A 13,338-nucleotide genomic window follows, 5' to 3' on the forward strand; every position below is an offset into this window, starting at 1 on the left:
ATCAACACGATCGCTTCAGGCAATTTCTTATTCATATATCATAACCCAATATTTTTCTCCCGGTTTACCTTCTTCAATCACTTTCTTCCAACCGTTCTTCTCATAAAATTTCATCGCTTTTTGATTTTCGGATACGCACTTCAATCTTATCGGTGTCTTCATTTTTTCTACGGAGGCGCGAAGCAACAGGCTGCCTGCGCCTTTGCCCAAGAAATCGGGGTGTACGAATAAATTATGGATAAAGTTATCCGGCAAGTACAAGGAAGCAAATCCGATGATTTGGCGATCCTCCTCCGCTAAAATGATAAACTCGCCTTCCGTATCCTTATCGAAATCTTCTAAACTCATTTCTTCGGTATCCGCCCAATGAAAAGTTTTGCGACGCGATTCCAAATATACCTTTCTTAAATCAGGGTAATCGAATTCATTGGCTGCTCTAATTTTCACAGTTTCACTCTCGTTTCTTTTACATCATCGTTTCTAACCAGTTATTTTCGATTTCAATGGTATTTTTCCCTTCTCTTGCCAAACTGTTCTTTGCGCAACGTTGACATTCGATAAGAGTGTTATTATAATGGTCGTAGCAACTATAATCATGCCTATGATCATGGAGGACGGCCTTGGAATTAGAAAAATATATCGGCGTTGTTGTGCAGCGGGCGGCTCTCAAGCTGAATAACTATTATCAAAAGGTGGTCAACCCGTTCGATATTACGGTAGACCAATGGGAAATATTGGTCATCTTGTGGGAAAAAGAAGGGATTACCCAAAAAGATATTGCCGAAAGGCTGCACAAGGATCAGACGAACATTGCAAGAATGCTGTTCAAGCTGGAGAAGAAGGGATTTATTTATCGGGTGGTCCATGAGACGGATCGAAGATCTTTGCGCGTCTATTTGACGCCTAAAGGCCGCGATATTAAAGATGAAATACTTGCTCCGTCCATTGAAGCGTACAAGAACACCATCAAAGGTTTGTCGGAAGAGGACGTTGAGACGTTTAGGAGGGTTCTTGCCGTCATGTATAATAATGTAAAGGATTTATAGTCGGCTTGCTCTATGAAAACAGGCCATATAGTTGCTAAGACCATTATCATCAAGACAATTATATCTAGTCCTGTTATTTTGGGGTAGAAAATATAAAAACAGGCATTATACTTGCTGCGACAAGTAATGACATGACAAATAAAAGGAGAGTACGGGATGGAACTATCCAAAAAAGATGCAGGGATTTTTGACGCCAAATATCGGGCTTTGACGATCGGGATCATACTTGCCGTGACTACTGTAGCGTTTGAAGGGCTAGCGATTACCACGATTGCGCCGAGTCTGGCGCAGAAATTGAACGGCCTTCCTTTGTACGGCTGGATCTTCAGCGCTTTTCTGTTGGCGCAAATTCTCGGAACGATGATGATCGGGCAGCGGATCAATAAAAACGGCGTATTTCCATCGTTTGTCGTCTCCATTCTATTTTTTGTCATCGGCATCGTGATTGCGGCCACTGCCGTGAACATGGCGATGCTGATTGCGGGCAGAGTGTTTCAGGGGTTTGGAGCGGGAGCCGTTATTACATGCGTATATTACAGCATTACGTTAGGTTATCCCGATAAGCTAAGAACGAAAATACTCGCCATGTTTTCAAGCGCGTATATTTTGCCCGCGTTAATCGGCCCTTATATCGCCGGGCTGTTGGCCGAGTATTTGTCCTGGAGATTTGTTTTTTGGCTGGTGCTTCCTTTCATTGGCTTGGCTGTCGTGCTGACGCTTCCCGCTTTTCGTAAATTTTCGGCAAGAAAACAAGGAACCGTCAAGAGCGGCCGCAAAGAAGGATATGCGGTATTGCTGGCTGTTGGAACGGGCTTGCTGCTGGCCGGACTCGGTTTGATAACCGATTGGAAAGGGATGGCGCTTGCGGCGGCAGGAGTCCTTCTCATGATTCAGCCTTTGCGAAAGCTGCTCCCGGCGGGCACTTTTGGCGCAAGAAGAGGCTTGCCTGCGACCATTGCTTCGCGAGGCTTGTTTGTCGCTTGTTATCATGCCACGGAAAGCTATGTCGTCCTGGCGTTGACTGACGTGAAAAATCTGCCTGCGGATCTGGCGGGATTGATTGTGGCCGCAGGGGCGTTAAGCTGGTCGACGGCGGCTTGGCTCCAGTCCAAGCTTGATGCCAAAGACCATGGGACGGGACGGAACAAACGGGTAACGGCCGGTATCTGTTTTATGATCATCGGGGTTGCCGCGGTGATGCTTGCAATGGGCATGCCCGAGGGCGGAATCGTATTCGCGGTGTTGTCGCAAATATTCACCGGATTTGGCATCGGCTTGGCGCATCCGACGACGGGAGCGATTGCCTTGCAGCGTGCGAAAGCAGGCGAAGAAGGAGAGATATCCGCCAGCCTTCAGTTTACCGACGCATTCAGTCCGGGCTTAAGCATTGGGATCGGCGGCGCCTTGATTGCCGTTAGCGCGACGGCGAATTGGGGGTTGTTGACAGGAATCTTGTTGGCTTTGTCCCTTCAATTGCTGTTCGTGATCTTGAGTCTCGCAATTTCCTTTCGCATACGGCAGGCGACAAGAACCGCCACGGACAGGGGATTATCCAGTTCGGAATGAATGTTTTACACAAATAAGGGGCGGCTTAATAGTTGCCTCTTTTTTTGCATTCTATCAATTTAAAATAGTATATTATGCCATAGTTTTTGTGACATAATATTTCTTGAGGTGAGGCGAATGGCTGAAAACCGCTTGTTCCAAATGGTATATTTATTGCTGGAAAAAAGGAGCATGACTGCTCCCGAACTGGCCGAACACTTTGAGGTCTCCGTAAGGACAATCTATAGGGATATCGATATACTAAGCGCCACAGGCATTCCTGTTTATACCACACAAGGTAAGGGCGGAGGGATTTCCATACGGGACAATTTTGTGTTGAATAAGTCGTTCATTTCCGAACAGGAGCAAAGGCAGATCCTCATGGCGCTGCAGGGGATCAATATTGTCGACGCAGATAACACAAGCGCCGTGCTGTCCAAATTAAGCGGCGTTTTTCAAAAACAGAATGTGAATTGGATCGAAGTAGATTTTGCCGACTGGAACAGAACGAATAGTGTGTTTCAAACGCTCAAAAGCGCTATTTTCCAAAACAAAAAGGTCTCATTCCTATACTTTAGCGGTAAAGGGGAATCCGCGAACAGGACCGAACCTTTTGGTCAAAATATTCTTGCCGCATAACCAGTGGCTCTTTAAATCTTTCGGCGAGTTTGCAAAATAAATATAAAACCTGACACGGGATTGCAAGTTATCTATGCTACGATCAAATCAAAAATAGAAATGAGGTTTCGATCATGAAGCATGAATGGAGAAAACATGAAAAAGAGTTTTATCGTGTGAAAGAAGAACCTGAGATGATTGCGGTGCCTCGGCAAAACTTTATCATGATTAGCGGCAAAGGCAATCCGAATCTTGACGATTTTTCCGAAAGGGTTGGCGTACTTTATTCCTTGGCCTATCCGATCAAAATGCAGTACAAAGCGTTATGCATCAATAACCGGGAACAACGCGAGCGAACTGAATATGAGGATTACACCGTATTTCCGCTGGAAGGCATTTGGTCCTCTTCCAATCCGGACAACCCGTTAGATAAGGATAGTTTTATTTACACTATCATGATAAGGCAGCCTGATTTTATTACCAAAGAAATGTTTGAAACGGCGTATGAGGCGGTGGAAAAGAAAAAGCCGCACCCGATGTTGAAAGAAGCTGCATTTGATTCAATGGAAGACGGCTTGTGCGTTCAAATGCTGCACAAAGGTTCGTTTGACGACGAACCGGTATCGTTCGCAAAAATGGATGCGCTTGTCGCTGAGAAAGGATTAAAACGGGCGAACTATATTCATAGGGAAATCTACCTTACCGATGCCCGAAAAACAGCACCTGACAAAAGACAAACGATTCTGCGTTATCAAGTGAGCGGGGATGTGAAATTCGAAGCAAACGTTCCGTGGGTCATTTCTGAGAAGTAGGAGGAGTCTATCTGAATACAAGCAACCGCGATTTTAAAAAGTATACAATCCGGAGTATCTCTGATTATCTTGAGGTTATTAAGGAGATCAAAAAAACGGAAGATGTGATATGGCTGCGCGGACAGTTTAGCGCCTCTTATCAGTTAATTCCTTCTGCAATGCGCGAAACTTATAGCTTGCACGACCGGTTTGGCGAAGGTATGCACCCTTTTGATGTAAGAGGCAGGGGAGAAGCCGTAGCGTTTCTGCCCTACCAGAAGATGCTTCAACAATTTAAAGAGCTTGCGAAAGAACATTTTGGAGAACTGCTTAGGGTCGAGCCGAAGAACGATCTCGAATGGCTTTTTCTGGCTCAGCACTACGGAATCCCGACTACGCTTCTGGATTGGACGACCGATCCGTTGGTTGCGTTGTTTTTTGCTACACAAGGAACGGTTGATCCGGCTTTAGATATTCCTGTGAACAAAGCAATCCGCGACTTCGATCGCAATTCTTATTCGCAATACGGAGCAGCTATTTTCATCATTGATCCCCGAAAGATTAACGAGCAAACTTCGGAGGTAAAGTGGAGCGAGAGTGAAGAAAGAGTGATCGAGGTGCTGAATATAGCGGATGATCAACATTATGAAGTGTTCAAATCTTTTATTTATCCGTCAAAAGAACAGGATTTTCAACTGCCGTTTTGTACTTTGGGCGGCGAAATTGATCGGCGCATCTGCAGGCAATCCGGGAATTTTACGATTCATGGTCTACAGATCAAGGCGTTAGATTATTACGATGTTCTTCGGGAAGCCATGCACAAAATTTTCATCCCATATGGTTGCTTTAAGGGGATCAAAGAAGCGTTAGACATTTTGAATATTAACGAACAATCTATTTACGGTGATGGTACACTGCAATCACTGGCCTCCCCCATTAGTCAGGAAGGCAGAAGCGCTTTTCATAAAAGGTTAGCCAGCATACTGCAATCATACGAAAGCAGCGCAGAAGCTCTCTTTGTTGAGAGGCTTCAACATCAGAGTGAATAGCAAAATTCGCTAGATAAGTAAGCAGGTTTCGGAGCGTATGGAGTTCGTAAGAACTTTGTAGGCTCCGTTTTTTTATATTCAAATCGAACCGCGTTTGATAAAATGATTGGTAAGGTTAATCAATTATGGAATTTCATTATGAAACTTTTTAATGACGGTTGCAACATAAAGAGGAGGGGTATCCATGTATGTTTATGAAGGAGTCGAAAAAATTGATCCGATCGAAAGAGAGAAACAGCATGCTCTCACGAAAGCACTTTGGCAACAACTAGGCGAAATGGGCATAAAAACAGGCGATAAAGGAAGAATTGAAGGGTTTTTCACTTCAACATCCTATGAACAGGCTGTGAAGTTACAGGCAAGTCAAGACGAGGATTTCAAAGCGACCGTTTACGAGGATGAAGAGAGCCCAACGTACATGATACAAATTACAACTCCTGTAGTTAGGTTAAGTGTTGAAGCATTAGTAGAATTAGCTGATATATTCATGATGTCCGCCGTCGATACCCAGACTACGTTTGATGGGTTCCAATTAGATGTTAACGAAATAAAGAAATTAAACGCCCCTTGGTGGAAAATATGGTGATTCTCGCTGCCTGATAATCAGCTTGTTGCTTATCGTCTTTCAACCGCTTGCTTTGTTCGTTCCGGTGAACGATAACAAAATAAACGAAATCATGATGACGATAAAAGTCCAAATCCAGGCAAGATGCATTTGATTCGTTTCAACCGCAGTATAGATTACGGTAGGGATCGTCTGGGTCCTGCCCGGAATATTGCCGGCGATCATTAACGTAGCCCCGAATTCCCCGAGCGCCCGCGCAAATCCCAGCGTATACGCCGTCAACAAGGAACGCCCTGCGAGCGGCAAAGTAATCCTCCCCAATACTTGCCGTTCGTTTGCCCCGTCTAACCGTGCCGCGTCTTTATACTCCACAGATACGGAGGCGATTCCGACTTTGACCGTTTGGTATACCAATGGAAATGAAATGACAATCGCGGCGATCACGGCCGCATACCAGGTGAATATGACAGGTTGTGCAAACAGCCATTCCATGAGCCGGCCTATCCAACTCTTCCGGCCAAGCAAGGTTAGCAGCAGAAATCCAACAACGGTCGGCGGAAGAACAAGGGGCAGCATAAAAATCGTTTCAAGAACGGCTTTGCAGGAAAAATGACGCTCGGCCATCCACGAAGCGATCCAAATTCCTGCGATTAAAGTCAAGATGCTGGCGATGAGACTCACCTTGAGAGACAGCCAGAAAGGCAACAAGAACGAATGCCAATCGAATGCGGAATCCATTATCGGACGTTACCGAAGCCATAGCGGGTAAAAATGTCGCGAGCTTCTTGTCCCTGCAAGAAATGATAGAAAGCTTTCGCTTGCTCCCGATGCTTCGTTTCTTTCACAATGCCGATATAATAATGAATCGGCCGATGGCTGCCCGAGTCAACAGCAAGAACAGCTTTTACTTTATCAGTCGCTAGCGCATCCGTTTTATATACCATTCCGGCATCGGCATTTCCGGTCTCCACATAGGCCAATACTTGCCGGACATTGTTGCCGAACACCGTTTTGGATTGAAGGGGCTCCCATGCGTTCATAGAAGCCAACGCTTCTTGGGCGTACATTCCCGCCGGGACGGTGCGAGGATCGCCAATCGCAACACTCTTCACGTTCGCAGACAAGAGGTCTTCCATCTGCCTGATCGAAAGTGCGCTGTCAGCGGGAACAATGACGACGAGTTCATTGGAGAACAATGCGGAATGATCGTCTCCGTCAACGATTTGAGCGTCCGCCAAACTCTTCATATTCTGCTCACCTGCCGACAAGAACAAATCGACAGGCGCCCCCTGCTCGATTTGCCGGCGAAGGGAGCCGGAAGCTCCGAAGCTGAAACGCAACGCAACTTGCGGTTGTTTCTTCTCGTACATCGCTTGGATATCCTGCAAACTATCGGCCATACTAACCGCTGCGGAAACAAGGAGCTCAACTTTCTCGAGAGATGGATTGGCAACACGTCCTGCAGCCGTATCCATCGCTCCGCACCCGGCAAGAGCGGACAATATGGCTATAATCGTTGAAAAGAAAACCAATCTGCATCTATCCCTGCGAAACATGACTTCACCCCGCGATATCTTCTTCAACCCATGAAATTGTATGCGGCGCAATAGCACGGCATGCCATTCCCGTACTCCGGAGCAGCGTTCCAATTCCTTTCATGATGTATCGTTCTCGGCAGCAGCGCATATTTTTAGAAAGTAGCAAGCGCGGTTCGTTCGTAACGAATCTCCGAAGAAGAGCCGTTACGGCGGCGAAGGGAGGCACGCAACATGAATAACCGGTATTCGAGACAGCGGCTGTTCAAACCGATTGGAGACGAAGGACAACGGAAGCTCGAAAAAGCGGCGGTAGCGGTCATCGGCTGCGGCGCGCTCGGCTCTGCGATTGCGGAAACGCTCGCTCGTGCCGGAGTAGGCCATCTTCATCTCGTCGATCGCGATGTTGTCGAGCCTTCCAATTTGCAGCGGCAACAGCTCTTTCATGAGCGGCATGCCGAGGAGGCGGTTCCGAAAGTGGCGGCCGCAGCGCAGCGGCTCCGCGAGATTCGTTCCGATATGCAACTGTCGTTGTACATGGATCACGCAGACGGAATCGTGATAGAGCAATTGGCAAGCAAATGCGATCTGCTTATGGATGCCGCCGATAATTTTGAAACCCGTTTCCTCATCAACGATGCGGCGTACAAATACAACCGGCCGTGGATTTATGGCGCATGCGCCGGCGGCGCGGGCGCGGTCTTTCCCTTTGTGCCGGGGACTTCCGCTTGTTTGTCCTGTTTATTGCCGGCTCTTCCATCGTTCAATGATACATGCGATACGGCAGGCATCATCGGACCTGCCGCCCAAACTACGGCAGCCCTGCAATGCGCGGAGGCGCTGAAATGGTTGACGGGGAATGGGCAAGCCTTGATGAAGAAGGTTCATCATTTCGATCTATGGAGCAATACGCGCCTCGATATCGGGATCGGACGAATCAAACGAACGGATTGCCCGACATGCGGGGAAAGGCCATCTTATCCGGCGTTGTCAACAACGAGTCAAATGAAGTGTACGTTGCTGTGCGGAAGGGATACGGTGCAGATCATCCCCGACCGCCAACGAATCGTTGCGTTGGATGCGGTAGAACAGGCTGAACGGCTAGCCGATGCCATTGTCAGACGAACCCCCTATTTCCTGGAACTGCAAATAGGGGAGCATCGCATCATCCTATTTGAGAATGGACGCGTGCTTATTCACGGCTTGAAGGATGTCCATCAGGGCAGGAAGCTGTACCGTCAGCTATTCGGTTAAACGCCATACTCGCCCGAGTCGGGCCAAGGAGGTTGCATCGCATGTCGCATACGATCCGTGTTCAACGTGACCGCCCCGTTCAGGGAGCCATTCTAACCGTAAGCGATACCAGAACGGCCGAGACGGACCGCGGCGGCCAATTGCTAAGACGGCTCACGGAGCAAGCGGGCCATATCGTTGTCGACTCGCATATTTGCAAGGATTCCGTCGAGGCCATTCGCGGCAAGCTGGAGGAATGGCTTCGCATTGAAAACGTCGATGTCATTATGACAACGGGCGGATCGGGAATTGCCAAGCGCGATGTGACCATTGAAGCCATCCGTCCTTTGCTTGACAAGGAAATCGCCGGATTCGGCGAATATTTCCGCTGGTTAAGCCTGACAGAGGACATAGGAACAAGGGCTATGGCAAGTCGCGCATTAGCGGGAACTTCCTGCGATAAAGTCGTGTTCGCGCTTCCCGGCTCAACAGGCGCGATCAAGTTGGCGATGAATCGATTGATCTTGCCCGAACTGGAACATTTAGTATGGGAAGCGACGAAGCATAAGCATTACGCTTCGCGGCAATAATCCCCTTGTTCTCCCCCTGTCTTGCTTACGAGCATTGTAGGACCGATGATCATCTCTTTGCCGTCCGCTTTGCACATATCATATATGGTCAATGCTGCGACGGTTGCTGCCGAGAGGGCTTCCATCTCGACCCCGGTCGAACCTTTCGTTTTGATCTCGGAACGAATGTGAATGACGTACCGGTCTGTCCGCTCATCGATGTCCCAATGAAATGTAATATCGCAGCCGGATAATAAGATCGGATGGCACATCGGAATCAAGGTTGAAGCGTGTTTCGCCGCCATCACGCCGGCGACTTGAGCGACTGCGAACACATCGCCTTTTCTGCTCGTTCCCTCCGCAATTTGCCGATGAATGCGAGCGTTCACTGTAATGGAAGACCGCGCGACAGCCGTGCGTAATGTCTCTTGCTTTGCGCTAATATCAATCATGCGGGCGCGTCCTTGCTCATTAAAATGAGTCGGTTCCGACATCGTTCTCATCCTTTTCATTATGAAATAGAATCCATTCTATACATAGATTATTAGTCGTATCTTCTATATAGAAGGGGTGAAGCGCAATGGTTGAACGGAGAAAACCTATTCCTGTCAGGGAAGCGGTAAGCAGGGTCATGGCGCATGTGACAGCGCTCGGACAGGAGACGGTTCCAATATCGGATAGCTATGGGCGAATTTTGGCCGAAGCGATTGTCGGGAGGCATGACGTACCGTTATGCCATCGTTCCGCCTATGACGGCTTCGCGATCCGGTCGGAAGATTCCACCCGTGCCGCCGAACATAACCGCATTTTGTTTCATGTCATGGGACATCTGGGCGCCGGGGATCTCGCCAGCAGGGAACTGCAGCGCGGAGAAGCGGTTCGAATCATGACGGGGGCGGCTATGCCGAGAAAGGCAGACGCGGTCGTGATGCTGGAGCAGGCCCAAACCTCGGAACGGGGAGATTCGTTTACGATTCGCAGGCCGTATGCCCATATGGAAAATGTCTCGCTCCAAGGCGAAGATGCCAAAACCGGCGAGGTGCTGGTTGAGCAAGGGACGGTCATTCATCCGGGTACCGTTGCGCTGCTGGCCACATTCGGTTATGCGAAGGTTCGCGTTGCCGCCAAACCCGTTGTCGGCGTCATTTCCACCGGATCGGAGCTTCTGGAAGCCGAAGAACCGCTAAGACCCGGGAAGATTCGCAACAGCAACGGACCGATGGTTGCCGCCCAATTGGCAAGAATGGGGATTCCGTCGCGTTCGTACGGGAAGGTGAAAGACGATATTCCAAGTTGTTGCGAGGCTGTGCAACGAGCGATCGAAGAAACCGATTGTGTCGTTACGACAGGCGGCGTCTCTGTGGGGGATTACGATTATTTGCCGGAGATATACGAACGATTGGGTGCAAAGGTGCTGTTCAATAAAGTTGCGATGCGGCCCGGAAGCGTCACAACGGTTGCGGTACGAAATAAGACATTTTTGTTCGGGTTGTCAGGAAACCCGTCCGCTTGTTTTACAGGATTTGAATTATTGGTTAGACCCGCGCTGTTAAGCATGATGGGGTGTGCCAAGCCGTACTTGCCTTATACCGAAGCGGTATTGTTGGAGGACTTTCGAAAGGAAGATTCCTTTAGGCATTTTGTAAGAGCGATATATCGTTATAACGGCGCTCAGGCAACGATCAAACCTGCGGGTTCTCATAAATCCAATGCCGTCCGTTCGATCGCCAGAGGCAACGCTTTTATGATCCTTCCCGGGGAAGCGAATCATTTCCGCAAGGGTGCGAAGGTCGGCGTTCTCCTGTTGGGGATGGAAGAGGGCGAAGGCGAGATGCGGTTGTAGCATCCTTGCATTGTTTATATGGCCGATTTTGAAAATGGCGGTGAGCAGTGTGAAGCGGTTTGAAATCGTTGACGGAACGATTCGCGTTCAACGTTATATCGATGCGGTGCTGCATACCGGCGCAGGCGCCGTGACCGTATTTACGGGTCATGTTCGCGAATGGACGGACGGGGTTCGAACCGCCTTCCTCTTCTATGAAGCCTATGTGCCGATGGCAGAGAAGAAGATGGCTGAGATCGGGAAGGAAATCGAACGAAGATGGCCTCATACGCGCGTTGCGATGGTCCACCGCATCGGCAAGCTGCATATTTCGGACATCGCCGTATTGGTCGCCGTCTCATCGCCCCACCGAAAAGCGGCCTATGAAGCGAACGAATACGCCATCGAGCGAATCAAACAGATTGTACCGATATGGAAAAAAGAGATTTGGGAAGACGGGGAACAGTGGGTTGGCGATCGGAGTGACAAATCAAACAAAGGGGGAAAGTGATATGATTACTGTTCGTTATTTTGCGGGAATGAAGGAAGTCACGGGCAAGGAAGAGGAGCATTTGCCGATCCGGTCGATGACGGTGAAGGAATTGATCGAATGGGCCGAAAAGACATACGACAGGTTTCCGTTCCGTTCGGGGGTGCTCCATGTCGCCGTTAACGAGGAATATGCCCGGCTCGAAGACAACATTGTCTCGGGTGATGTAGTTGCCTTCATTCCGCCTGTAAGCGGAGGGTAACCGAAGCAATAGAAGAAAGGGGGCAATCATGAACGCATCCATTCGCGACCGGTTGGACAGACCTATGCGCGATCTGAGGATTTCAGTAACGGATCGCTGTAATTTCCGCTGTACGTATTGTATGCCGAAAGAGATGTTTGGCAATGGCTACGCTTTTGTACCGAAAGAGGAGCTTCTATCGAACGATGAAATGATTCGTTTAGTGCGATTGTTTGTCCGATTAGGTGTCAAAAAGATAAGGCTGACGGGCGGAGAACCGCTCTTGCGTACAAAACTGAACGAGTTGATCGAGCAGATAGCTGCCGTGGACGGCGTGGAGGATATTGCTTTAACAACGAACGGGCTGCTGTTGCGCCAATATGGCAAGGGCCTGTACGATGCCGGCTTGAGAAGGTTGAATATTAGTCTGGATGCGTTGACCCCGGACGTGTTCGGGCGAATGAACGGCAGAGGAATCGATCCCGCGCGAATTCTGGATCATATTGATTTCGCCGCACAGCTTGGCTTTGATATTAAAGTGAATATGGTCGTACAGAAAGGGGTAAACGATGCCGAGATCATCCCGATGGCGGACTACTGTAAAGAGCAAAAATGGACGCTGCGCCTGATTGAGTTTATGGACGTAGGCAACGACAACGGATGGAGCCATGAGAGGGTAACGACGAAACGGGAAATGCTGCAACTTCTTATGCAAGAGTACGAGTTGGAGCCGGAGGAACCGGAACGTTTCGGCGAAGTGGCCCAGTATTACCGTTATCGTCAAAGTCAAGCCAGAATCGGCTTCATTGCTTCGGTATCGGAGCCGTTCTGTTCCTCCTGCACACGAATGCGGTTGTCCTCCGAAGGAAAGCTGTATACTTGTCTTTTCGCTTCGAACGGTTTCGATTTGCGCAACATGATGCGCGGCGGCTCGACGAACGAAGAACTGCTGGAAGCGATCAAGAAGGTTTGGTTGCAGCGAACGGACCGTTATTCGGATGAGCGAACGGAATACGCCGCGAAAGAGCGCAAAAAGATTGGCATGTCATACATTGGGGGTTGAACACCCCCGCCGATTGCCGTCAATTCTTCTCCGTCTTGCAGCGTATCATTTCATAATCGCTCTGTGTGTCGATATCGATAAAACATTTCGCGTCATGCCACTCGACCGTCATGCCTTCCCCATCTCGATTCGTCCGTATCATCCGGCGGGCTCCGTCGTCGCCTTGCAGCCGGAGGAGATGCGGAAACATGCGAGAGTCAAACAAAACCGGCGGGCGGGGAATTCCCTCCCAGCTTGCCGCAATGAAGGGTTTGTTGTTCTTTTTGTATAGAGTTACAATATGATCTATCATTGGCGCGGTAACAAAGGGCTGATCGGCAAGAAGCACAAGAACGGCGCGCGCTTGCAAGCGTTGCACGGCACGTACGCCGCATTTTAACGATTCGGCCATACCTAGGCGGGCTGCTTCGCAGGGGACATGGACCCAATTCCGGCGCGAACTGCTATCCGACATGCGGGCCGAAATCCATTCCATGGAATCGTCCGGTTGAGTTACAAGGGCTATCCCGTTCAATAAGGAGGCCGCCGCCGCTTCCAAAGCAATGCTGCCCAGAGGTTTGCCGCCGAGCGGCAGACACAGCTTGGGACGGCCCATTCTCCTGCTTTGTCCGGCCGCCAGATAGATTCCCCAGATCATGATCTTCTCTCCTCGTATAGTATCTTTTGAAAGCTCTTATAGGTTAGTTTCCATCCCCTGAGGGGGATGGAAAACGGCCTCGAAATTTCCAGGCTCGTTCTTTGAAAATTTCATCTGGGACTGGACTTTCCGGC

General features: G+C 49.2%; 17 protein-coding genes. 12 read left to right on the forward strand and 5 right to left on the reverse strand.

Annotation, left to right across the window (positions count from 1 at the left end; genetic code table 11):
• Window positions 1-27: 27 nt before the first annotated feature.
• Window positions 28-447 (reverse strand): GNAT family N-acetyltransferase, encoded by a 420-nt coding sequence (locus tag LQ229_RS17940; RefSeq protein ID WP_230192447.1) that lies wholly within the window; start codon window positions 445-447, stop codon window positions 28-30.
• Between the two features lie 173 nt (window positions 448-620).
• Here LQ229_RS17940 and LQ229_RS17945 point away from each other — a divergent pair, with 173 nt between their 5' ends.
• From LQ229_RS17945 to LQ229_RS17970, 6 genes are all read left to right on the forward strand, one after another.
• Entirely contained in the window at window positions 621-1,046 is a 426-nt protein-coding gene (locus tag LQ229_RS17945) for a MarR family transcriptional regulator (protein WP_230192448.1), read from the forward strand.
• A gap of 156 nt (window positions 1,047-1,202) precedes the next feature.
• Entirely contained in the window at window positions 1,203-2,612 is a 1,410-nt protein-coding gene (locus tag LQ229_RS17950; protein ID WP_230192449.1) for an MFS transporter, read from the forward strand.
• 117 nt (window positions 2,613-2,729) lie between these two features.
• Window positions 2,730-3,230: an HTH domain-containing protein gene (locus LQ229_RS17955; protein WP_230192450.1), complete on the forward strand. Its 501-nt coding sequence runs from the start codon at window positions 2,730-2,732 to the stop codon at window positions 3,228-3,230.
• Window positions 3,231-3,343: 113 nt separating this feature from the next.
• The gene (locus LQ229_RS17960) at window positions 3,344-4,021 is read left to right on the forward strand and encodes a GyrI-like domain-containing protein (RefSeq protein ID WP_230192451.1); all 678 of its coding nucleotides are present in this window, start codon (window positions 3,344-3,346) and stop codon (window positions 4,019-4,021) included.
• 104 nt (window positions 4,022-4,125) lie between these two features.
• Window positions 4,126-5,049, forward strand: a complete 924-nt coding sequence (locus LQ229_RS17965; protein ID WP_230192452.1) for an FRG domain-containing protein — start codon at window positions 4,126-4,128, stop codon at window positions 5,047-5,049.
• Window positions 5,050-5,233: 184 nt separating this feature from the next.
• Window positions 5,234-5,635 carry a hypothetical protein gene (locus LQ229_RS17970; RefSeq protein WP_230192453.1) on the forward strand — a complete coding sequence of 134 codons (402 nt, stop codon included), beginning with the start codon at window positions 5,234-5,236 and terminating at the stop codon, window positions 5,633-5,635.
• A gap of 39 nt (window positions 5,636-5,674) precedes the next feature.
• On the opposite strand, the gene modB is transcribed toward LQ229_RS17970, so the two are convergent.
• The gene (gene modB, locus LQ229_RS17975) at window positions 5,675-6,352 is read right to left on the reverse strand and encodes a molybdate ABC transporter permease subunit (protein ID WP_230192454.1); all 678 of its coding nucleotides are present in this window, start codon (window positions 6,350-6,352) and stop codon (window positions 5,675-5,677) included.
• Window positions 6,352-7,170, reverse strand: coding sequence for a molybdate ABC transporter substrate-binding protein (gene modA / locus LQ229_RS17980; RefSeq protein WP_356711204.1), 819 nt, complete (start codon window positions 7,168-7,170; stop codon window positions 6,352-6,354). The genes modB and modA overlap by 1 nt, the downstream gene beginning before the upstream one ends.
• Window positions 7,171-7,383: 213 nt before the next feature.
• Here modA and LQ229_RS17985 point away from each other — a divergent pair, with 213 nt between their 5' ends.
• Together LQ229_RS17985 and LQ229_RS17990 are read left to right on the forward strand one after the other, a co-directional pair.
• Window positions 7,384-8,403 (forward strand): ThiF family adenylyltransferase, encoded by a 1,020-nt coding sequence (locus LQ229_RS17985; RefSeq protein ID WP_230192456.1) that lies wholly within the window; start codon window positions 7,384-7,386, stop codon window positions 8,401-8,403.
• A 41-nt stretch (window positions 8,404-8,444) separates the two neighbouring features.
• Window positions 8,445-8,972: a MogA/MoaB family molybdenum cofactor biosynthesis protein gene (locus tag LQ229_RS17990; RefSeq protein WP_230192457.1), complete on the forward strand. Its 528-nt coding sequence runs from the start codon at window positions 8,445-8,447 to the stop codon at window positions 8,970-8,972.
• Here LQ229_RS17990 and moaC read toward each other — a convergent pair.
• Entirely contained in the window at window positions 8,954-9,445 is a 492-nt protein-coding gene (gene moaC / locus LQ229_RS17995) for a cyclic pyranopterin monophosphate synthase MoaC (protein WP_230192458.1), read from the reverse strand. The genes LQ229_RS17990 and moaC overlap by 19 nt on opposite strands.
• A gap of 86 nt (window positions 9,446-9,531) precedes the next feature.
• Between moaC and glp the strand changes: the two genes are divergently transcribed.
• The 4 genes from glp to moaA are packed head-to-tail and all read left to right on the forward strand — an operon-like array spanning window position 9,532 to window position 12,567.
• The gene (glp, locus tag LQ229_RS18000; protein WP_230192459.1) at window positions 9,532-10,794 is read left to right on the forward strand and encodes a gephyrin-like molybdotransferase Glp; all 1,263 of its coding nucleotides are present in this window, start codon (window positions 9,532-9,534) and stop codon (window positions 10,792-10,794) included.
• A gap of 49 nt (window positions 10,795-10,843) precedes the next feature.
• The gene (locus tag LQ229_RS18005; RefSeq protein ID WP_290370051.1) at window positions 10,844-11,284 is read left to right on the forward strand and encodes a molybdenum cofactor biosynthesis protein MoaE; all 441 of its coding nucleotides are present in this window, start codon (window positions 10,844-10,846) and stop codon (window positions 11,282-11,284) included.
• A 1-nt stretch (window position 11,285) separates the two neighbouring features.
• Window positions 11,286-11,525: a molybdopterin converting factor subunit 1 gene (moaD, locus tag LQ229_RS18010; RefSeq protein ID WP_230192460.1), complete on the forward strand. Its 240-nt coding sequence runs from the start codon at window positions 11,286-11,288 to the stop codon at window positions 11,523-11,525.
• A 28-nt stretch (window positions 11,526-11,553) separates the two neighbouring features.
• Window positions 11,554-12,567 carry a GTP 3',8-cyclase MoaA gene (moaA, locus tag LQ229_RS18015; protein ID WP_230192461.1) on the forward strand — a complete coding sequence of 338 codons (1,014 nt, stop codon included), beginning with the start codon at window positions 11,554-11,556 and terminating at the stop codon, window positions 12,565-12,567.
• A 19-nt stretch (window positions 12,568-12,586) separates the two neighbouring features.
• On the opposite strand, the gene LQ229_RS18020 is transcribed toward moaA, so the two are convergent.
• Window positions 12,587-13,204 carry an NTP transferase domain-containing protein gene (locus tag LQ229_RS18020; protein ID WP_230192462.1) on the reverse strand — a complete coding sequence of 206 codons (618 nt, stop codon included), beginning with the start codon at window positions 13,202-13,204 and terminating at the stop codon, window positions 12,587-12,589.
• Between the last annotated feature and the right edge of the window lie 134 nt (window positions 13,205-13,338).

The organism is Paenibacillus sp. CECT 9249 (assembly GCF_918697855.1).
Lineage (GTDB): Bacteria > Bacillota > Bacilli > Paenibacillales > Paenibacillaceae > MSJ-34.

Excerpts from the sequence above, each read along its gene's own strand:
- LQ229_RS17950 (WP_230192449.1), top strand. The coding sequence starts at position 1,203 with ATGGAACTATCCAAAAAAGATGCAGGGATTTTTGACGCCAAATATCGG.
- LQ229_RS17955 (WP_230192450.1), top strand. The coding sequence starts at position 2,730 with ATGGCTGAAAACCGCTTGTTCCAAATGGTATATTTATTGCTGGAAAAA.
- LQ229_RS17960 (WP_230192451.1), top strand. The coding sequence starts at position 3,344 with ATGAAGCATGAATGGAGAAAACATGAAAAAGAGTTTTATCGTGTGAAA.
- LQ229_RS17970 (WP_230192453.1), top strand. The coding sequence starts at position 5,234 with ATGTATGTTTATGAAGGAGTCGAAAAAATTGATCCGATCGAAAGAGAG.
- modB (WP_230192454.1), bottom strand. The coding sequence starts at position 6,352 with ATGGATTCCGCATTCGATTGGCATTCGTTCTTGTTGCCTTTCTGGCTG.
- modA (WP_356711204.1), bottom strand. The coding sequence starts at position 7,170 with ATGTTTCGCAGGGATAGATGCAGATTGGTTTTCTTTTCAACGATTATA.
- LQ229_RS17985 (WP_230192456.1), top strand. The coding sequence starts at position 7,384 with ATGAATAACCGGTATTCGAGACAGCGGCTGTTCAAACCGATTGGAGAC.
- LQ229_RS17990 (WP_230192457.1), top strand. The coding sequence starts at position 8,445 with ATGTCGCATACGATCCGTGTTCAACGTGACCGCCCCGTTCAGGGAGCC.
- moaC (WP_230192458.1), bottom strand. The coding sequence starts at position 9,445 with ATGTCGGAACCGACTCATTTTAATGAGCAAGGACGCGCCCGCATGATT.
- glp (WP_230192459.1), top strand. The coding sequence starts at position 9,532 with ATGGTTGAACGGAGAAAACCTATTCCTGTCAGGGAAGCGGTAAGCAGG.
- moaD (WP_230192460.1), top strand. The coding sequence starts at position 11,286 with ATGATTACTGTTCGTTATTTTGCGGGAATGAAGGAAGTCACGGGCAAG.
- moaA (WP_230192461.1), top strand. The coding sequence starts at position 11,554 with ATGAACGCATCCATTCGCGACCGGTTGGACAGACCTATGCGCGATCTG.
- LQ229_RS18020 (WP_230192462.1), bottom strand. The coding sequence starts at position 13,204 with ATGATCTGGGGAATCTATCTGGCGGCCGGACAAAGCAGGAGAATGGGC.